Source organism: Labilithrix luteola, assembly GCF_001263205.1.
GTDB lineage: Bacteria > Myxococcota_A > Polyangia > Polyangiales > Polyangiaceae > Labilithrix > Labilithrix luteola.
The window spans coordinates 3,434,803-3,454,609 of record NZ_CP012333.1 but is presented as its reverse complement, the minus strand read 5'-3'; the positions used below and the strand labels follow the sequence as shown (position 1 = coordinate 3,454,609).

Genomic DNA, 19,807 nt, shown 5'->3' with positions numbered 1-19,807 from the left:
CATGACTGCAGTTGCGCAGACCCAACGTGCCGACGGTACTTTCCTTCGTTCGCGCCTCGGCTCGCTCCTTGCGGTCGTTCCGCTCGCTGTCTGGACGGTCAACCACCTCTGGAACAACCTCTCGGCGTTCCAGGGCGGGGTCGCCTGGCAGAAGAACGTCACCGAGTACAGCCACCCGATCGCCTTCTTCGCGTCGGGCCTGGTTTCGCTCCTGCCGCTCGCCCTCCACACCATCTGGGGCATCGCGCGCATCTCGACGTCGCAGCCGAACAACGTTCGCTACGGCTACTTCGCGAATCTGAAGTACGCGCTCCAGCGTCTCAGCGCGATTGGCGTCCTGCTCTTCCTCGGCGCGCACATCTGGCTCGCCCTGCTCCACCCGCGCCTCGTCGAAGGCCACGCGGAGGCGTTCTCGGACATCGCCCACGAGATGCACCACCACGGCCCGACCCTCGCGGTCTACGTGCTCGGCATCCTCGGCGTCGCCTACCACCTCGCGAACGGCCTGCAGACGTTCTGCATGAGCTGGGGCATCGTCTCGAGCCGCCGCTCGCTCACGAAGCTGAACGGCCTCTCGATCCTCTTCTTCCTCGTGCTGCTCGCGATGGGCTGGGGCGCCGTGTACGCTCTCTGGTCCGCCGGCGCCTGAATCTCAGCGTGATCGCGGCGCCGCATCCGGCGCCGTTCGGACGGCTCCTGTGACCGTGGTGATCGCCGCGGCTGCATCAGGAGCCGTCGTCGCATTTCGCGCATTGAGCCAGTGAACGACCGCGCCGAGCACCCCAACGATCGCCAGGGCGAGTGACGCCCCGAGCGCGAACGGCGCGAAGGACCGTCGCGCGGGCCGCGACGTCGATGGCGGCGCCGCCGGAATGGATACGACCTGCGGCTTCGAAGACCGAGGCGGCGGATACGACGGCATCGAGACCAACGTTCGTCCGACCTGCCCGCTCGGCGACGAAGGCGGCACCACCGCGGCAGGCGCCGGCGTCATCGACGCGATCGGAGGCGGCTGGAACGACGGCGTGCGAGGAGGCGGTGGAAGCACGATGGGCGGCTCGAGCGGCGCTGTCGTCGGAACGTTCGAGACGCGCTGGGTGGCGGGTCCCATCACGGCGGTCATCCCGCGGGTCGGCGCCGGCGGTGGAATCGAGCGACCGGCGCCCTGCGCATAGGGAGCCAGCGCTGCGAGCATCTCCGCGGCGTTTTGGAAGCGTGCTGCAGGGTCCTTCTCCAACGCGCGCGCTACGATGTCGCCGAGGCCCGTCGGAACCTCGGGCGCGAGGAACGACAGATGGGGAGGTACGCGGTCGAGGATCTCCTTGAAGAGCGCCACCGTCTCGGTGACCCAAGGCTTTCGCCCCGTGAGCATCTCGTGGAGCACGACACCGAGCGCATGCAAGTCGGTGCGTGCATCGACGGGCATCCCACGTAGCTGTTCGGGCGACACGTACGACGGCGTTCCGAGCACCGAGCCCACGGTGGTGGCGAAGCCCTTGGCGTCGTCGTCCTGCATCGATTTGACGATGCCAAAGTCGAGCAGTTTGACGACGTCATCGGCGAGCGAGCGCGTGATCCAGATGTTCGACGGCTTCACGTCGCGATGGACGATCCCGGCCTGATGCGCGGCATCGAGCCCCGCCAGCACATGGCTCGCGATGCGCGCGGCGAGCGCCGGCGGAAGCTTGCGCGTGCGCTTGAGGAGCGACGAGAGCGACTCGCCCTCGAGAAGCTCCATCACGAGAAACGGGGGCTCGTCGGGCTCCGCGCAGAAATCGAAGACGGCGACGACGTGCGGGCTCCGAAGCGCACCGGCGGTGAGCGCCTCCTGGCGAAGTCGACCGAGCGATCGGGCATCGGCGTTGCGGAGGACTTTGAGCGCGACCGTTCTCGAAAGGCCGAGTTGCTCGGCTTCGAAGACCCAGCCCATCCCGCCTGTCCCGATCTCGCGGACGACCCGATAGCGGCTGCCGAGAATCCGTCCAACCATGGAGCCCTCGTCACCCATTCGGGGACTTTGACGAGTCGAGGGGGAGGAAACTTCACGACACTGTCGGAGTTGTGTTCGTGGCGTCGCCAAGGCGGCCCCGGCACGGCCAGGAAACAGAAAGTCTTCCACGTGGATGGGACCAAGCACGACCGCACACTGGCCGCCGGCAAAATTGCCTGGTATGCCCGCCCGTCATGCTCTCGCGGCGCGTTTTCTCCCTGAGCCTTTGCTCGCTCGCCCTCGTCTCCGTTTTCGGTCTTGGGGTTGGTGCCGGATGCAGCAAGAAGAGTGACGAGATCCCGGTCGGCGCGTACCTCTCGCTGTCCGGCGCCGACTCCACGTTCGGCACCGACACGCGCGAAGGGATCGAGCTCGCGCTCGACGAGCGCAACGCCGCCGGTGGCATCCGAGGCAAGAAGATCCGCGTGATCTACGAGGACGACAAGTCCACCACGCAGGAAGCCTCGCAGAAGGTTCGCCAGCTCATCGATCGTGACAAGGTCGTCGCCGTGCTGGGAGAGGTTGCCTCGAGCCGCTCGCTCGCCGGCGGTCTCGTCGCCAACAACGCTCACATTCCGCTGATCACGCCGTCGTCCACGGCGGTCGAGGTCACGCAGGGGCGCGACTGGGTGTTCCGCGTCTGCTTCACCGACGAGCAGCAGGGCAAGGTCGCCGCGCGCTTCGTGAAGAACGAGCTGAAGAAGAACAAGGTCGGCATCTTCTACGCCGCGCAGGACACGTATTCGTCGGGCCTCGCCAAGAGCTTCCGCGAGGAGTTCACCAAGCTCGGTGGCACCATCGTCGTGGACAAGGGCTACCAGAAGGGCGAGACGAACTTCACGACGTACCTGAACGAGCTCAAGGCCGCGAACCCCGAGGTCATCTTCGTTCCGAACTACTACAACGAGATGGTCCAGGTTGCGCGCCAGGCCAAGCAGGTCGGCATCCCGGGCTCGAGCTTCGTGGGCGGCGACGGCTGGGACTCGGCGAACCTCCTCGAGGGCGCCGGCGCGGAGCTCGAAGGCGCCTACTTCACGAACCACTACGCGCCCGACGTTCCCTGGCCGAACTCGAAGAAGTTCCTCGCCGCGTTCGAAGAGAAGTACAAGCACGACCCGTCGAGCTTGAGCGCGCAGGGCTACGACGCCGCGAGCCTCCTCTTCGACGCCATGGGCCGCGCTCCGGACACGTCGCCCGAAGCCCTCCGCAAGGCAATCGCCGACACCAAGGATTTCCAGGGCGCCACGGGAACCTTGTCGATCGACAAGGACCGCAACGCCAACAAGCCCATCGTGGTCGTCCAGATCAAGGACAAGAAGTTCCGCTTCGCCACGCAAGTACTGGCCGAATAGGCCACGAGACGCCTAGGCTCGAGACCGAACGAAGGGGACTCGCCGCTTGAAGATCATCGAAGCCCTGGTCACCGGCCTCACGCAGGGGGCCATGATCGCCCTCGTCGCGCTCGGCTACACGATGGTCTACGGCGTGTTGAAGCTCATCAACTTCGCGCACAGCGAAGTGTTCATGATGGGCGCGTATTTCGGCCTCTTCCTCATCACGGCCTTCGGCGGTTCGGCCAATCCGATGGTGGCGGGCATCGCGGGCACGCTGCTCGCGATGGTCGGCGCGGCCCTGCTCGGCATCACCGTCGAGCGCGTCGCGTATCGGCCGCTTCGAGGTCGCGGTCGCGGAGCGCTCGTCCGCATCACGCCGCTCGTGACCGCGCTCGGCATGAGCGTGCTCCTGCAGAACCTCGCCCAGCTCCTATTTTCCGCCCGTTTCCGGCCTTATCCGCAGTTGATGCCGGGCACCGTGGACCTCCCCGGCGTCGGAACGTTGAGCTCCTCGCGCGTCGTCATTCTCGTCGTCACGCTCGTGGTGATGGTCGCGCTCGAGATCATCGTGAAGCGCACCTGGTTCGGCAAAGCGATGCGCGCGCTCAGTGCCAACGAAGAAGCCGCGCGCCTCATGGGCATTCGCACCTCGCGGGTCATCTCGATGACCTTCGCGCTCGGCTCGTCGCTCGCGGCGCTCGGGGCGGTTCTCTACTGCGTCGACCAGTCCCAGGTTTATCCGACGATGGGCGTCATCATCGGCACGCGCGCGTTCGTCGCCGCGGTGCTCGGCGGCATCGGCAGCATCACGGGCGCGATGCTTGGCGGCCTTCTCATCGGCGTCATCGGCGAGCTCGTGAAGCTCACCGACTACTCGGGCGGCGTCGACGTTCTCGTCTTCCTCGTCCTCATCGCCGTGCTCCTCGTTCGGCCGGCCGGCCTGCTCGGCTCGACGCGCGCCGAAAAGGTCTAAGGGAACGAGCGACGCTGGGCGTCGACCAAGCGTTACTGGGCCGCTTTTTTCTCGTCTTCGAGGCGCATGGCTTCGAGGACGAGCGCGCCGATCGAGCCGCGCGGAGGCGGAACGGCTCCGGGATCGCGAGGATGAAACGCGAAACGCCCGGTACGCCAGGACAGGACCTGACGGAGGACATCGATGGCCGGAGCCGATCGGCCGCTGATCTCGGTGACGGCGAAGAGGCCGCCCGTGAGCGTCAGAACCGCGCGCGTGTTCGATTCGGAGACGACGTCGAGCGTGCCGGTGCGCCGCTCCATCTCGAGCATCATCAGAATGCTGGCGAGCGGAAAGTTCGAGAGGTCGCCTCGGAAGGCCGCGGCGAGCGAGGTGGACGAAGGCTCCTCGCTCTCTTTGCGTTGATAGCGGCGGGACAAATCGATGAGCGCGTTGATCTGCGCGACGATCTCGTCATTCGACACGGGCCGCGAAAGGAGCGTGTCGCCGCCGACCTGCAGGGCCTGCAGACGCAGCTCCTTGTCTTGCGAGTCGGCGAGGAAGAGCAGCAGCGTCCTCGAGACGGGACCGCCCTCGGTCCGGATGCGTCGTGCGACCCAGAACCCGTCGATGTCCGGGAGATCGACGTTGCAGACGATGCAATCGGGAACGGTCTGGCACGCCTTCTCGAAGCCCGCGCGCGCCTCCGAACAAACGTCGACCGCGAAGTTCTTCTCTTGGAGAAAGCGCCCGAGCAGGCGGCCAACCCACTCGTCTCCGTCAATGACGAGAACGCGGCCCCGTATCACCGGCAAAACTTAACACGGAGAGCAGATGAGCGCGAAAAAGGCGCAACCGAATGAACCGAGGTCGACCGTAACGGAACGCTCGCGTTCGACCGCGCCGCGTCATACGACGCCTTGAGCCAGGTGTTCAGTGCGCCCATCGAGTCGCGGCTGTGCATCGAATCCTCAGAAGACGCGAACGAACTCGCGCGGAGCCCGCTTCTTCCGCACGCACTGGGTCGCGGCATCCATGTAACAAACGCTGAGGGCTCGCCGCGGTCGCCCGGTGTGGGAGCGGCCCGAGCGGTGCCAGACGTGGTTGTGAATGAGGAGGACCTCGCCCGCGACGGTCGGAATTCGTCGGGCCTTGGCCTCCGACTCCATGGCTTCGAGGTGATTCGGCGGGACAACGCCTCCGAGCGGCGTGGCGAGGCCTGCGGCGTGGCTGCCCTCGACGACCTCGACGCAGCCGCCGTCTTCACCGGCGTCGTCGAGGCCCGTCCAGATCTGCAGGACCGGATCGCGATCGAGCCCCCAGAACCGGCCGCCGTCCTGGTGCCAGGGAAGGTTCGAGCCACCGCCGGCATGCTTGTTCATCAAGAACGCGCGATAGATCGCGACGCCGCTCGCCTCGGGGTGCACGCGCCGAGCGATGACCTGGAAGAGCGGCGAGGTGATCCACGCCCAGTAGAGCGGGTCCTTCTCGAGCTTCTCGACCTTGCGGTACTGGAGTGACGGGCCCTGCCAACCTTCACCGTACGCGAGGTCTTCGTAGCGCCCCGTGTCGGAATCATGCTGGAAAAACAGGCCCTCGTACTTCACCTCGCCGAGCATGATCGCGTCGGCGCGGGCGCGGAGGCCTTCGAGCGTGGCGTCGTCGGCGAGCTTGCCAAGTCGTGCCCAGCCGTGCGCGCGATAGTGCGCGATCGCTTCGTCGATGGCCGTGTCGGTCAGGAGTGAAACTTCAGCGGGCATAGTACGTATCGGTGCCGAGCCAGGTTCGATGGAGCGCGTCGATGCGCGCACGGACTTCGGGGGCGAGAGGTTTGGCGCACGCGGCGACGCCTTGTTCGAGCTGCTCCACGGTCGCCGGGCCGAGCAAGATCGAGTCGACGCCCGGGGCCGAAGCAAGCCACGCGTACGCGAGCTCGAGCAAGCGGATGTCGGCCTCGCGGGCGATGCCAGTCAGCTGCTCCACGCGGTCGAACATCGCGTCGGTGAAGTAGCGGCCGAGGTAGAGGCGATTCTTGTCGAAGCGTGAGCCCTTCGGCACGTCTGCGCCGCGCGTGTGCTTGCCCGAGAGAAGGCCGCCCGCGAGCGGGTTGTAGACGGTCGTGTGCAGGCCGTAGCGCTTCGCGAACGAGAACCATTCGACGTCGAGCTGCCGAATGAGCACGTTGTACAGCTGCTGCGCGATGGCCGGCCTGGGCATGCTTCGCTTGTCGGCGAGCTCGATCATCTCGAGCACCTGCCAGGCCGCGTAGTTCGACACGCCCCAGGCGCGGATCTTCTTCTTGTCGAGCAGCTCGGCGAGGGCATCGAGCGTCTCCTCGATGGGCGTCGCGCGATCGGGAGCGTGCAAGTAGTAGACGTCGATGACGTCGAGTCCCAGTCGGCCGAGGCTCTCGTCGCATGCCTCGAGCACGCGTTTCTTCGAGAGTCCCTCGGGCTTGCCGGCGATCCGGCCGAAGCCGACCTTCGTAGCGACGACGAGCCGGTCGCGCAGACCCGGCTGACTTCGCGCGAAGGCGCCGACGATGCGCTCCGACGTGCCGTCGACGTACGCGTTCGCTGTGTCGACGTGAACCACGCCGAGCTCGACGGCGCGTGCCAGGATGGCCTTCGCGTCTTTCTCGGTCGTGCGCTTGCCGAAATTCATCGACCCGAGCACGAGTCGCGCAGGCTCTTCGGCGGCGCGCCCGTCGAGAGACGCGGTGAGAGGGAAGGGGAGGTCGCTCACCATGCAGCGTCTACACCTGCCGGATGGCCGATGCCATCGCGCAGCAACTTGCGTCGTCGTGCGGTGTATCGTAACTCATGTTTGAGTTACTTGCGCGCAAGGTCGACGGTCACTGCCGCAGCTGGTCCATCCAGATCCAGTCAGCTGGCGCTCGCTGACTCCCAACGAATCCGGGTACGCTCGCAACACATGTCCGACTCCAAGCTCGCCATTCTCGTCGGCGGAGGTCCCGCCCCCGGCATCAACAGCGTGATCGGCGCCGCGACGATTCGCGCGTGCCTATCCGGCGTCGAGGTCCTCGGCGTGCAGGACGGCTTCAAGTGGCTCATCGAGGGTGATACCTCGCGCGTGACGCCGCTCTCGATCGCCGACACGAGTCGCATCCACTTCCGTGGTGGCTCGACGCTCGGCATCTCGCGCGCGAACCCTACGAAGAGCCCGGAGCTCCTCGCCAAGTGCCTCGACACGCTGCAGAGGCTCGGGGTCGGCATGCTCGTGACGATCGGCGGCGACGACACGTGCTTCAGCGCGAGCCAGCTCGCCAAGGCGTCGCGCGGCAAGCTCCGCGTCGTCCACGTGCCGAAGACGATCGACAACGACCTCGACCTTCCGCAGGACGTCTACACGTTCGGCTTCCAGACCGCGCGCCACATCGGCGTCGAGATCACGAAGAACCTGATGGTCGACGCCAAGACGACCTCGCGCTGGTACTTCGTGGTCGCCATGGGCCGCAAGGCCGGCCACCTCGCGCTCGGCATCGGCAAGGCGGCGGGCGCCACGCTCTCGCTCGTCTCGGAGGAGTTCGAGAACCCGGTCCCGCTCAAGACGATCGTCGATACGCTCGCCGGCTCGATCATCAAGCGCCTCTCGCATGGCCGCACCGACGGCGTGGCCGTTCTGGCCGAAGGCCTCGTCGAGCACGTGCGTCCGAGCGACATCGAAGGCCTCGAGGGCGTCGAGCGCGACGCGCACGGCCACATCCGTATCGCGGAGGTCGACTTCGGCAACATCGTCAAGGCGGCCGTGCAGAAGCAGCTCGCGACGATGGGCATCAAGACGACCATCGTCTCGAAGAACATCGGCTACGAAGTTCGCTGCGCCGACCCGATCCCGTTCGACATGGAGTACACGCGCGACCTCGGCTACTGCGCCGCGCGCTACGTGATCGAAGGCGGGAGCGAGGCGCTCATCAGCATGCAGCGCGGAAGCTTCGTGCCGGTGCCGTTCGCGAAGATCATGGACCCGGTCACCGGCCGCATGCGCGTGCGCATGGTCGACATCGAGTCGGACCGTTACAAGATCGCCCGCAGCTACATGCTCCGGCTGAAGCCCGAGGATTTCGAGGACACCGTCGAGCTCACGCGCCTTTCCCAGGCCGCGAACATGAGCGCCTCCGACTTCCGCGCTCGCTTCGGCTACCTGGTCGAGAAGGACGCGCGCAACAGCATGGCGCCGTTCAAAGCGGCGACCTGATTTCCCGGCGAGGCTCGAATGACGAGGGCGGATGGGCTGGCTGGCCCGTCCGCTCTTACTTTTTGAACAGCTTGCCGAAGAGGCCGCCGAGCGTCTCGTTGCCTGCGGGCGGCTTGGCGCTCGGGCGCATCGAGCCGCCGGGCCCGGGAGGCGGCTTCGAGGCTCCGCCTCGCATGTTGTGGAGGCGCACTTCGCGCAGCGCATCGAGGTTGCGCGGGTTGAGGTCGGCGGCCCTCTTGAAGTCTTTGACTGCCCTGGCGCCCTCGTCGATGCGCTTGTAGAGCATGCCTCGCCAGAAGATCGCCCGTTCGCAATGCGCGTTCATCTTCACGCACTTGTCGAGCACGGCGATCTTCTCGAGCGTCTTCTCGCGACCGACGAACTCGGGCTTCTGCGCCTCGAGCCACGTCATCATGGCGAGGTAGTCGGCCTGCTCGGGATCGAGCGCCCACGCCTTCTTCACGAGCTCGTAGGCCTGGTTCACGTCGTTCCGTTTGAGATGGAACTCGGCCTTCTGGAAGTCCGTGGCGGCCTCGACAACAGCCTGGATTTTGGCCTGATCGTCGGGCGTGGCGCCGCCCTCCTTGATCAGGGTCATGTACTCCTGGCGGCGCTCGGGATCGGAGAGCGTCGCGTTCGCTTCCGTGAGGTGCGAGAAGACCTTGCTGCAGGCCTCCTTCACATCGACCAGGGCGGCGGGGAGGCGGTCCGGGTGCCAGACCTTGGCGAGTTGGATGAAGGCCTTCTGGACGGCCTCGGCGGTGGCGTCGCGATCGACGCCGAGCATCTGGAAGTAGTCCTGCCCCGAGATCGTGATGGCGCGTTCGAGGATCTTGTTCTTGAGCGTGCTCTGTTCGGCGGTGAGCGGCGCCGGCTCGGAGGGCAGGCTCGGGGAAGACTCCACGGGCGGAGGCGCGGTGACGGCTTCGTGCACGTTCATCGCGGGCGAGCTCGTCGGTTCCGGGGCCACGCTCACGGCCGCGGCAGCCGTCATCGGAGGTGGCAGCGACGACTGGATGGTCGTCGAGATCATCGAGCCGATGTCGAGGTTGCTTGCCGCGCCCGGCAGAGCCGGAGGCGGGTTGGCGTTCGTGGCCGGCCGAACCTCGTCCGGTAGCGGGATCGGCGCGGGCATCGGACTCGAGATGCGGCTGTCCGAGGCGCTCCGATTGACGGGCATCTCCTCGATGACGAGCGGCGTACGGACCACGGGCTTGGCCTGGAGCTGCACGCGGGCGAAGGCCTGTCCGCTCGAGGGCGGCGTCGCGGGCTGGACTTGGGGCTGCGGCGACGAAGCAGGCTTTTCGGCGACCACCTCGACGAGCTCGACCTGTTTCGTGATCAACAGGCAGTACACGAGCAGCTGGGCCACGCTCGGCCCCACGATTTTGCTGTTCGCGAGATCGATGACCCGAAGCGGCTTCTGCTGGAAAAGCTCGATCGCGGCGAGCTCGTTGCGTCCGAACTGGAAGCGCGAGACCTGAGCATTGGCGGTCAAGCGGACGCCCAGCGCTCCGAGGCGCCGCAGCGTTGCATCGACGTGCTCCCACGAGGGAGATTGCCGGACGCCGCGCCAGAGCGCCGGCAGAGGGTCGATCTGGACGGGCGGCCCACCGAATCGGGCGAGGTTGTCGACGCCGTCGAAGTACGCGAACGCGGTCTCTTGCGGCAGCGAGAAGAGCTGCTCGAGCTTGCGGTCGAGATGGCCGCGCAGACCCGCCTGGACCATCTGCTCCGTCGCGAAGCCGAGCTCGATGAGGATTTCGCCCTGCAGACGCGGGCTCTCCTGCAAGCGCTCGAGTGACGCGGCAAGCTGCTCGCCCGTGATGAGCCCGAGATCGGCCATCACTTCACCCAGGAAATGCCCCGGCTCCGTCGTACGGATCTTGGCCGGGAATCCCTCGATGAACAGGAGCGTCGCAACGGATGCCTCGTTCAACGAGAGCTCGAACGTGCCGGAGAGGCCGCGTTCGAGTGCGTAGATGAGCAGGTTCGACAGAGGCGTTTTGTCGAACGTGCCTTCCGCCGTCGGTGCCACTTGCGGTGCGTCCATGGACACAGACAACCGAGTGTACACGTCCTTGTGGGTCTCCACGAGGGGCTGGTGTAGGTGACGATCGAGGATCTTTCACCCTCTCGAACCCGTCTCAACACGGTCTGTCGGCCCGTTTGGTGGAGTGTCTGGTCCCGTGTTTGTGCGGCACGTTTTGTCCCGCTTTCGTCCGTCGCCTCGCGTCGCCGGTCTCGTCTTTGCACTCGCCTCCGGCGTGGTCTTCGGCAGCGCCCCTCGGGCTGTCGACGGGCGGTCGTCAGGGTGTGCTCCGGCCGTCTTCGGTGATCTATGATGGCCACCTCGAGCGGCCTCTAGGCGCGGCCTTGGGCGTGTCCGCCCCTGTTCTTGTCTTAGGCTCGTCTGTCTCGTCTTACGCTCGATCGTGAGCTTCTGGGACTGTCGCCGCGCCGGCGACGTGTCGACTGTGCCACAATCGCGTGGCTTCCGATGTCACCCGACGCCGTGTCCGCTCCCATCGTCCCCCGCAAATTGCGGACTTCGAGATCGTGAGGCGACTCGGGGCGGGCGGCATGGCGGAGGTGTTCCTCGCCAAGAAGCCGGGCGCGGAGGGGACGTTCAAGGTCGTCGTCCTCAAGCGAATCCTCCCGGGCTTCACCACGTCGCGTCGCTTCCGGTCGATGTTCATCGACGAGGCGCAGCTCGCGACCCGTCTGAACCACCCGAACGTCGTCCAGGTCTACGAGTTCTCGAACGAAGGCGAGGAAGGCCACATCCTCGCGATGGAGTACGTCGAGGGCTGCGACCTCGGCCACCTGATGAGTGCTGCCAAGGGGAAGGGCACGCGCATCCCGCCGTGGGTCGGCGCGTGGATCATCGCCGAGGCTGCCAAGGGGCTGCATTACGCACACGAGAAGCGCGACGAAGGCGGAGCCCCGCTCGACATCGTCCATCGCGACGTCTCTCCGCAGAACGTTCTCCTCTCGTTCGAAGGCGTCGTGAAGATCGCCGACTTCGGCATCGCGAGCGCGCGCCTCACGGACGAGGAAGAGGGCGTTCTCAAGGGCAAATTCGGGTACATGTCGCCCGAGCAGGCGCGTGGCGAGAAGGTCGATCGCCGGAGCGACCTCTATTCCCTTGGCGTGATTCTCTGGGAGTGCCTCGCCGGTCGCGCGCTGCACGGGGGCCTCGGTGGGGAGGCGCTCCTCGACATCGTTCGCTCGGGAAGAGTCGAGCCGCCGAGTACGCACGTCCGCGACATCCCCGACGATCTCGAGACCATCGTTCTCAAGCTCCTTGCCCCGCGCCCGGAAGATCGTTTCGCGACGGGCCGCGAAGTCGCGGCCGCGATTGGTCGGGCGATGCTCGTCAAGCAGATGCTGGTCGACGGCGCCCAACTGGAGTCGACGATCACCGAGCTCGTGCCGCGCATTCCGCTCGGTCTCGAAGCGCCGGCCGCTCTCTCCGAGGGCTTCTCGCCCGAGCATCACACGCAGGCGGCCGCGCCGTATGCGCTCTCCGGCTCGGACGGGTCGCGCTCGCAGCCGCCTGGATCGAAGCCCAAGCGAAGCTCTCCGCCGAACAGCAGCGGGTCACGCCGACCGGAGGCCCGCGAAGTTCGGCACGTCGCGATGGTCACGCTCCGCCTCGTCGAGAGCAAGGCCACGACCGACGCCGAGCGCCTCGCCCTCGTCCGCGCCCTCGAGCGCTCACGCCGAATGCTCGGCGACATGGCGTACAAGCGCGGCATGCGCTGGGTGTGGACCAGCGACTTCGAGGCGCGCGCCATCGCCGGTCTCGGCCCGAAGCCCGCCAAGGCCGCGTCGGACGCCGCGTGGCTCGCCGTCGAAACGCACGAAGCCGTCGATGCCGTCAAAGACGATCTGCCCGTGCCGGTGGGTGCGTCGATCTCGATCGTGCGCGGCATCGCCTCGGGAACGCGTGATCCCGAGGGCAACCTCGTTCGCTTCGTCTTGCACGATCCCGTTTCGTACCTGGCGGACGTCCTCGCGCGCGCCACGCCGGTGGGGCGCACGTGGGTCGCGGGCGGCGTGTATCGCCTCGTACGCCGCGATTTCCGCTGGGGTGACGCGCCGTCGCTCGATCTCGGCAACGTGGCACCGCCGGTGCAGAACATGCCGAAGGCGGTACGCATCTACGCGCTCGAGCGGAGCCTCTCGCGCGAAGAAAAAGCCCACGAACAAGCCAACGCGCAGAACGACCTCATCGGGCGCGACGCGGAGAAAGCCGAGCTCCACGCCGCCTACCATGCGGCTATCAACGGCGCGCCCGGGCCGAGCGTCGTCGGGCGCGCGGTCGTGGGTGAGCTCGGGATCGGCAAGACCGCGCTCGTTGCGACCTTCCTCTCGGAGCTTCCTCCGAACTCGCATCTCGTGCGCTCCGAGTGCACACCCGTGCGCGCTGAGATCCCGTACAGCACGATTGCCGACCTCGTTCGCGATGCCGTCGGCGCGAGTGGCGAAGAGTCGTTCGACGACATGCTCGACCTCATCGCACGCGCGAGCAGTATCGCGGCGCGGGAGGGCGACGTGCCGAATCCGGTCGTCGCCCGCTTGGCCGAGATCGCAGCGAACGACCAGCGCGGCTCCGATCCTCTCGGCGACGAAGACGACGCGCATTCTCGCAAGAAGCTCCTCGTCACGGGCCTCCGTCTCCTCTTCGCGGCGCTGGCGACCGAGCATCCGCTCGTCATCGTGGTCGATGGCCTGCAGTGGGCGGACAAGCCGTCGCTCGAGCTCGTGGGCGACGTGCTGCGGACGCCGGACGGCCTTCCGATCCTCGTCGTGCTCGTCACGCGCCCGGAGGATCGCGTCGCCGCGCTCCTCGAAGGCAAGGTTCGCATCGAGCTGCATGCGCTCTCGAGCGAAGAGCAGATCCGTCTCGTGGAGACTCGCCTGTCGGTGAAAGATGGCGTGAGGCAAGTCTGCGCCGAGCTCATGCCGCGCGTGGGCGGCAATCCGTTCTATTTGCTCGAGATGGTCGACGCCCTGCTCGAGCGCGGGGTGCTCGAGATCCGCGAAGATGCCCTCGAGCGTCCTCACGGTGCCGATCTCGACGGCATGGGCCTACCGTCGACGCTCGAGCAGCTCCTTGCGGATCGCATCCACGAGCTGCCGGGTCCCGAGCACATGATCGTCGACTGGCTCGCTATCGCGGGCGGTCCTCTGGGCCTCACGGATCTCGCCAAGCTCGACGCGCAAGCCGTCGACCCGCGCATCCCGCGATCGCTGCGCGCGAGCGAAGACGCGATCATGCGCCTTTGCGCGCGAGGATTGTGCGATCGCAAGGGCGACGTCCTCGACTTCCGGCATCCGCTCACGCGCGACGTGGCCTACGCCGCGCTCGACGCGACCACGCGCGTCCGCATGCACCGGGCGCTCGGTGAGCACCTGGCACGAACGTCGCTCGCGCGCGGTGTCTCCGCAGCCATCGTGGCGCGTCACCTCGTGCGCGGAGAGTCGACGGAGCGGGCTGCGCACTTCTATCTCGAAGCCGCGACTGCGGCGCGAGGTGCGTACCAGGCCGCGCTCGCGATTCGTTATTACCAGCGCGCCGCCACGCATCTTCCCGCGGACGATCCGCGGCGGCTCAGCGTCCACGAGGCTCTCGAAGCCACGTTCCGCCACCTCGGCCGAAAGCGTGAGCGCGTGCGGCACCTCGAGATCATGCGGGCCACAGCGAAGGTGATCGGATCGTCGCGCGCCGCGTGTCTCGCGCTCTTGCGCACGGCTCGTTACGACTACGACGAGGGCCATCTCTCGCACGGCCTCCCCATCGCCAGGCAGGCGGCGCAGCTCGCGCACGCCCATCACTTCGCGAACTTCGAGATCGAAGCCGAAATGCTGGTGAGCGAGCTGTCGCGCGAGCTCGGCGCAGTGCAGGAAGCCCTGGCCGCGAGCGACCGCGCGCTTGCGGCGTGCAATCCGAAGGTGAACCCCGCCGTTCCGGCGCGCGTGCGAGCCGATGTCTTGCGCACGCGAGGCATTCTCTTGCGTCGCGTGGGTCGTGTGCGCGAGGCGGTCGACGCGTACGTCGAAGCCATCGGTGTCTTTCGTCGCACGGCTGCGCGCAGGCAAGAAGCGCGCGCGAAGAACGCGCTCGCCTACGCCATGTTCGTGCAGGGCCGTTACGAAGACGCGATCGCCCTCGCCCTCGAGGCAATTCGCATCGATCTGTCGATCGGCGGGCGATTCCAGCTCGCCAAGACCCTCACGAACATCGGCTACGCGTACGCTCGCCTGGGTGATGCGGCGCGCGCCCAGGCCTATCTGCGCCGGGCCCGCGAGGCCCACGAGCGGTACGGCGACCAGGACGGCAAGGCTGACACGTTGCTCGTGAGCGCGGAGGTCGTGCTCGAGTTCGGCGAGGTCGACGCCGCCGAGGCCTTCGTGCGGGAAGCGGCTCCCATCGCTCATGCACACGGCAACGCCTACGACATCGCCCACGTGTCGGTCGTGGAGGCGGCTATCGCACGCTACCGTCGAGACGCTCCCGGGGCCATCCGCAGCGCCCTCGAGGCGCGGCGCAGCGCCGAGCAGCAGGCCCTCGTGGCCTATCACTTCTACGCACTCGCCGTAGAGGCCGCGGCCCGCGTCGATGCCGGCGAGGTCCACGCTGCGACGCTGCTCGCCACCACCGGCCTCGGCGCGGTCGAAGCTCTACAGGGCTGCGAGTACGGTCTCGAGATTCGCGTCTTGTGCGCCGATGCCCTCAAACGCGCCGGATCTCCGCAGGCGCCTGCCGCTCGTCAGAGAGCCGTTGACTATGCCACCGCGCTCATGGCCACCATTCGCGACCCACGCTTGAAGCGGCGCTTCGCGGAACGACCCCTCGTCATGGCACTTTTCGACGATACTCCGATGCCCCGAGCAGCGAGCGAGGGCTCGCTCAGGGTTGAGCAGCCGCGCAAACCACCTTCCCCCCAGCCCCTCATCGGGTTTCGTCGCGAGGACGATGGATGACGCAGACGGTCTCGAACACGCAACGACAGCGCCGGACGGCCATGATCCTCTCCGGCGGCGGCGCACGAGGCGCCTACGAGGTTGGGGTCCTCTGGTACATCTTCGATGATCTCTCGCGCATGCGGGGTGGGCCGCCCAGGATCGACGTCCTGTGCGGGACGAGCGTCGGTGCGATCAACGCGTGCTACCTGACCGCACACCTCGGCGATCCCGTCCTGGGCATGCGCCGGCTCGTGCACCTTTGGAGCGAGCTCCAGCTCACGCGCGTTCTCGGCTTCGGCGCCAAGCAGCTCGGGGGCCTGCCGCGTCTGTTGCTCGGCGGCGGCGACGTGGGCACGGGCGTCTTCGACGTGAAGCCCATGGCGGATCTCGTCCAGCGCGAGATCTCGTGGCGTGCCCTCGCGCGCGCCCTTCGCAAGCGCCAGCTCCGCGCGCTCACCGTCTCGACCACCGAAGTCTCGACGGGGCGCACCGTGGTCTTCATGCAGACCGCGCCGGACGTCGACATCCCGCAGACGGCGCCGCCGCGCACGCTCTTCCGCGCCGATCACATCGGTCCGCATCACGCGCTCGCGAGCGCGGCGATCCCGATGCTCTTCCCCCCGGTGAAGATCGACGACGAGCTCTATCTCGACGGCGGCCTTCGCCAGAACACGCCGATTGCTCCCGCGCTAAGGCTCGGCGCCACGCACGTGTTCGCCATCGGCAGCTCGCGCGAAGTGCAGGGCATCGTCACGAAGGAAGGCCCCGTGCATCCGCCTGCGCGCGCGCCCGGAGCAGCCTTCCTTCTCGGCAAGGTCCTCAATGCATTCCTGCTCGATCACGTCGACGTCGACCTCGAGCTCCTCAATCGGCTCAACAACGTCATTCGCGACGGCACGAAGGCCTACGGTCCCGGCTTCCTCGACGCCATCACCCGCGAAGCGAGCAAGCGGAATGCACCGCCGTATCGTTACGTCGAGGCGTTCACCATTCGCCCCAGCGAAGATCTCGGGAAGCTCGCGAGCGATCACGTTCGCAAAGGCAAGTTCATCGGCAACCCGTTCTTCACGAAGCGTCTGTTCGATCTCGTCGACATCGGCGTCGGTGACGAAGCGGACCTCGCGAGTTACCTGCTCTTCGACGGTCACTTCTGTCGTCAGCTCATCGAGATGGGCCGAGCCGATGCACACGCGCGTCGCGACGAGATCCTCGCATTCTTCGGCGACGCTGCGGACGACGGTGGCGGCGCGCACGAAGACGACAGTGGCACGTGGGAGAAAGCGAACTCGCTCACCCTTCCCATTGGAACGTAAAGCTCCACTCGAGCTGCGCACGCGAGCGCGAGCGTTCACGATCGCTGCGTGATTCTCGATGTGCGACGAGGCGACGAGCCCTGTCTTCGTCATCGCCGGTGATAAGAAACCAGGCGATGTCGAACAGAGGAATCCTGCTGGGGGGGATGGTTCTGACGGTGCTCGCCATGGCGTGCTCCGGTGCGTCGAGCGAGGGGGGCTCGTCGTCTTCCAGCAGCGGGAACGATCCAGGCGCGGGTGCCTCGTCCGGCCAGGACGGCGGCAACGGAGGCATTGGTGGTGGCTCGTCGACCAACAACCCGGGCGGCGGCGGCAGCACCAACACGCCTGGCACCGGCGGCGACACGAACCCGGATCCGGGCAGCACGGATCCCGGTAGCGGAACGACGGATCGCTGGCGTCCGGCGCCGGGAACGAGCTGGCAGATTCAGTACACGGGCACGTTCGATCCGAGCGTCGACGTCCAAGTCTTCGACATCGACCTCTTCGACATCTCGGCGCAGACCATCACCGACCTCCACGCGAAGGGCAAGAAGGTCATCTGCTACTTCAGCGCGGGCTCGTACGAGAACTGGCGGCCCGACCAGGCTCAGTTCCCCGCCGCGGCGCTCGGCAAGAACCTCGATGGCTGGCCCGGCGAGAAGTGGCTCGACATCCGTGACACGAAGGTGCGGACCATCATGAAGGCGCGCCTCGACCTCGCGAAGCAGCACAGGTGCGATGCCGTCGACCCCGACAACGTCGATGGCTACAGGCAGAACAGCAACTTCAATCTCACGGCCGCCGACCAGCTCTCGTACAACCGCTTCCTCGCGACGGAGGCGCATGCGCGCGGCATGTCGATCCTGCTCAAGAACGACCTCGACCAGATCGGCGACCTGATCGCGGACTTCGACGGCGCCGTCAACGAGCAGTGCATGGAGTACGACGAGTGCGACACGCTCACGCCGTTCATCAGCGCGAACAAGGCGGTCTTCCACATCGAGTACGGCTCGTCGTCGAAGGTCAACGCGGTGTGCCCGCCGTCGAACGCCCTGAATTTCGACACGTTGATCAAGAATCTCGATCTCGACGCGACGCGGATCTCCTGCCGCTAGCCATTCGTTAGCTCGAGCGGGAATAAAACGGCCGAGCCACGAACGTCGTGGGTCGCTCCGCTCCGGTTGCTCGTTCGCGCGGAGAGACCTAAAACGATCGGCGTGCGGAGTACGTCGATCGTCGCGCTGACCGGTTGCCTGGCCACCCTTGCAATGTTCGCCGTGACGGCGTGCGAGAAGAAGAGCGCGGAGCCGAAGGTCGAGGGCGCTGCTCCGCCCTCTTCGGCAAATGCCGAGGCGGTCGATGCCGCGCTGCCGGCTTCCTCTGCGCGCGTCGAGATCCCCGAGGTTCTCGTGCGAGCGGGCGCCGCCACATCCGTGCAGGTTGCATGGAATGCGCCGGCCGGGACCACGCTCAACGACGACGCTCCTTTCCGCGTGCGCTGGACGCGCAGCGAAGGTCTGACCGAAGCCCCGCCCGACATGAAGGCCACCGGCGGCGCCGTCAAAGACGGGATGAAGTTCTCGGTCACCCCCACCAACGCGACCGCGGCCACGCTCGTCGGCGAGGTCGACCTCGTCGTTTGCGACGTCGAAACCCACGCGGTGTGCTTGCCCGTTCATCGGTCGCTGGAGCTCGACTTCTTCCCCGAGAAAACGGCGGCGGCCGAGGTGCGCGTGAGCGTGCCGTTGCCAGCCGCGAAGACGCGCTGAAGCGCTCTCGCGAGCGCGGGCCTATTCACTCACGTTTCGCGTGCGTCGCGTGATTCGCACGGGCGTGAAACGTGCATTTGCGCGGGCATGTTCCGAACGCCCCGCATCCTCGTGGTCGAGGGCGATCCCTCGGCAGCCGAGCTGCTCGCCCACATCTTCGAGGTCGACGACTACGACGTGAGCATCGTTCACGACGCACCGTTCGCCCTCAAGGTCGCCCGCTCCGAACGGCCGAACGCCATTCTCCTCGATCTCGAGCTCCCCCATCACGACGGACCGGCATTTCTGCGCGAAATCCGCAGGGACGCCACACTTCACGACGTGCCCGTGGTCGCCATTTCCAGCGCTCCCAACCTGATCGCGCTGGGCGCGAGCGCGGTCGTCAGCAAGCCGCTCGACCGTGCGAACTTGCAGCTGCTCTTGCGGCGCGTGCATCGCTATGCCGGGCCTCCCGGGACCGGGCCCGACGAGCCGCCGCGTTCGCATCGCGGCGCCGCTGCTTCGTGATTTCGAAGAGGCCTAGGTCTAGGTGGCCGACTGGTACAGGCAGAGGCGATTGCCGTCGCCGTCGGTGAAGTCGGCGAGGGTCAGCCCGGCTTCTTCGCGGACCGTGAAGGTCACGCCGCGGTTCTCGAGGATCTCGATGGCCTGGCGAATGGGCAGCTTCGCGAGGAGGCGCACGACGGGGCCGCCGGTCGTTGCGCTGGGCGAAGCCCCCGCGGGTCGCTTTTGTAGGCCGATCAAGAACCCTTCGCCGGCATCGATGACGAGCTCGCTCGCCTGTTCGACGAGCTTCATGCCGAGCGTCTCGACGTAGAAACGCACCGCAACGTCGGGGTTCTCGACGAACAAAAGAACGTGGCCACCGGCGATCATGATCTTCGTCCTGCGTGGGTCAGGCTTGTCCGTGACCGAGCTTCTTCTTCCCGTCCTGGAAGAGAATCTCGACACGGCTTGCGTCGGCGTCGACCACGACGCCCTTGCCGAACTTCGGATGGGTCACCAGTTGCCCTTTGGTGAACCGCGTCGAGAGCGCGTACGCGACGAATGCGTCGTCGCCCTTGCCCTCGACTTGCTCCTCCCACGTCTTCTCGGGAGTTGCGGGTTTTGCCCAGAAGTCCGTGCCGCCGTCCTGGTCTCGGCCACTGGTCGTCCGCTGCTTGGTGCGCTTCATCGACATGGTTACGGACACCTATCTACCAGAGCTTTATGGGGTGCGGCAGTGCCCCGCCAAGGGTGTGTTGAAAACTACTTGAAAAAGGCCAAAAGTGGCG

General features: G+C 66.7%; 16 protein-coding genes. 9 read left to right on the top strand and 7 right to left on the bottom strand.

Annotation, left to right across the window (positions count from 1 at the left end):
- Window position 1 precedes the first annotated feature (1 nt).
- Complete coding sequence (locus AKJ09_RS15505) at window positions 2–649, top strand: succinate dehydrogenase/fumarate reductase transmembrane subunit (protein ID WP_146647976.1); 648 nt, start codon at window positions 2–4, stop codon at window positions 647–649.
- Between the two features lie 3 nt (window positions 650–652).
- On the opposite strand, the gene AKJ09_RS15500 is transcribed toward AKJ09_RS15505, so the two are convergent.
- The gene (locus AKJ09_RS15500) at window positions 653–1,990 is read right to left on the bottom strand and encodes a serine/threonine-protein kinase (protein ID WP_169927558.1); all 1,338 of its coding nucleotides are present in this window, start codon (window positions 1,988–1,990) and stop codon (window positions 653–655) included.
- Between the two features lie 194 nt (window positions 1,991–2,184).
- Between AKJ09_RS15500 and AKJ09_RS15495 the strand changes: the two genes are divergently transcribed.
- Both AKJ09_RS15495 and AKJ09_RS15490 read left to right on the top strand, forming a co-directional pair.
- On the top strand, window positions 2,185–3,342 hold the full coding sequence (locus AKJ09_RS15495) for an ABC transporter substrate-binding protein (RefSeq protein WP_146647974.1): 1,158 nt from the start codon (window positions 2,185–2,187) through the stop codon (window positions 3,340–3,342).
- Window positions 3,343–3,388: 46 nt separating this feature from the next.
- A complete protein-coding gene (locus AKJ09_RS15490; protein ID WP_240488488.1) occupies window positions 3,389–4,297 on the top strand; it encodes a branched-chain amino acid ABC transporter permease in 909 nt (302 codons plus the stop codon).
- Window positions 4,298–4,329: 32 nt separating this feature from the next.
- Here AKJ09_RS15490 and AKJ09_RS15485 read toward each other — a convergent pair whose 3' ends face one another.
- The 3 genes from AKJ09_RS15485 to AKJ09_RS15475 form a co-directional block, all read right to left on the bottom strand.
- Window positions 4,330–5,085, bottom strand: coding sequence for a response regulator (locus AKJ09_RS15485; protein WP_169927557.1), 756 nt, complete (start codon window positions 5,083–5,085; stop codon window positions 4,330–4,332).
- A gap of 162 nt (window positions 5,086–5,247) precedes the next feature.
- Window positions 5,248–6,036 carry a phytanoyl-CoA dioxygenase family protein gene (locus AKJ09_RS15480; protein WP_146647972.1) on the bottom strand — a complete coding sequence of 263 codons (789 nt, stop codon included), beginning with the start codon at window positions 6,034–6,036 and terminating at the stop codon, window positions 5,248–5,250.
- Window positions 6,026–7,024 (bottom strand): aldo/keto reductase, encoded by a 999-nt coding sequence (locus AKJ09_RS15475; protein WP_146647971.1) that lies wholly within the window; start codon window positions 7,022–7,024, stop codon window positions 6,026–6,028. Before AKJ09_RS15475 ends, AKJ09_RS15480 begins: the two co-directional genes overlap by 11 nt.
- 186 nt (window positions 7,025–7,210) lie before the next feature.
- On the opposite strand from AKJ09_RS15475, the gene pfp reads away from it, so the two are divergent.
- Window positions 7,211–8,494 (top strand): diphosphate--fructose-6-phosphate 1-phosphotransferase, encoded by a 1,284-nt coding sequence (gene pfp, locus AKJ09_RS15470; RefSeq protein ID WP_146647970.1) that lies wholly within the window; start codon window positions 7,211–7,213, stop codon window positions 8,492–8,494.
- A gap of 55 nt (window positions 8,495–8,549) precedes the next feature.
- Here the strand turns inward: pfp and AKJ09_RS15465 are convergent, their stop codons facing one another.
- Window positions 8,550–10,547, bottom strand: a complete 1,998-nt coding sequence (locus AKJ09_RS15465) for a J domain-containing protein (protein ID WP_146647969.1) — start codon at window positions 10,545–10,547, stop codon at window positions 8,550–8,552.
- A gap of 506 nt (window positions 10,548–11,053) precedes the next feature.
- Between AKJ09_RS15465 and AKJ09_RS15460 the strand changes: the two genes are divergently transcribed.
- The 5 genes from AKJ09_RS15460 (at window position 11,054) to AKJ09_RS15440 (ending at window position 19,040) form a co-directional block, all read left to right on the top strand.
- Window positions 11,054–15,487 (top strand): serine/threonine-protein kinase, encoded by a 4,434-nt coding sequence (locus AKJ09_RS15460; RefSeq protein WP_146647968.1) that lies wholly within the window; start codon window positions 11,054–11,056, stop codon window positions 15,485–15,487.
- A complete protein-coding gene (locus AKJ09_RS15455) occupies window positions 15,484–16,782 on the top strand; it encodes a patatin-like phospholipase family protein (protein WP_146647967.1) in 1,299 nt (432 codons plus the stop codon). The genes AKJ09_RS15460 and AKJ09_RS15455 overlap by 4 nt, the downstream gene beginning before the upstream one ends.
- Before the next feature lie 116 nt (window positions 16,783–16,898).
- Entirely contained in the window at window positions 16,899–17,879 is a 981-nt protein-coding gene (locus AKJ09_RS15450; RefSeq protein WP_240488487.1) for an endo alpha-1,4 polygalactosaminidase, read from the top strand.
- Between the two features lie 66 nt (window positions 17,880–17,945).
- Window positions 17,946–18,533 carry a hypothetical protein gene (locus AKJ09_RS15445; RefSeq protein WP_146647966.1) on the top strand — a complete coding sequence of 196 codons (588 nt, stop codon included), beginning with the start codon at window positions 17,946–17,948 and terminating at the stop codon, window positions 18,531–18,533.
- An 87-nt stretch (window positions 18,534–18,620) separates the two neighbouring features.
- Window positions 18,621–19,040: a response regulator gene (locus tag AKJ09_RS15440; protein ID WP_146647965.1), complete on the top strand. Its 420-nt coding sequence runs from the start codon at window positions 18,621–18,623 to the stop codon at window positions 19,038–19,040.
- Window positions 19,041–19,058: 18 nt separating this feature from the next.
- On the opposite strand, the gene AKJ09_RS15435 is transcribed toward AKJ09_RS15440, so the two are convergent.
- Window positions 19,059–19,409, bottom strand: coding sequence for a VOC family protein (locus tag AKJ09_RS15435; RefSeq protein ID WP_146647964.1), 351 nt, complete (start codon window positions 19,407–19,409; stop codon window positions 19,059–19,061).
- 19 nt (window positions 19,410–19,428) lie between these two features.
- A complete protein-coding gene (locus AKJ09_RS15430; protein WP_146647963.1) occupies window positions 19,429–19,713 on the bottom strand; it encodes a hypothetical protein in 285 nt (94 codons plus the stop codon).
- Window positions 19,714–19,807 lie beyond the last annotated feature (94 nt).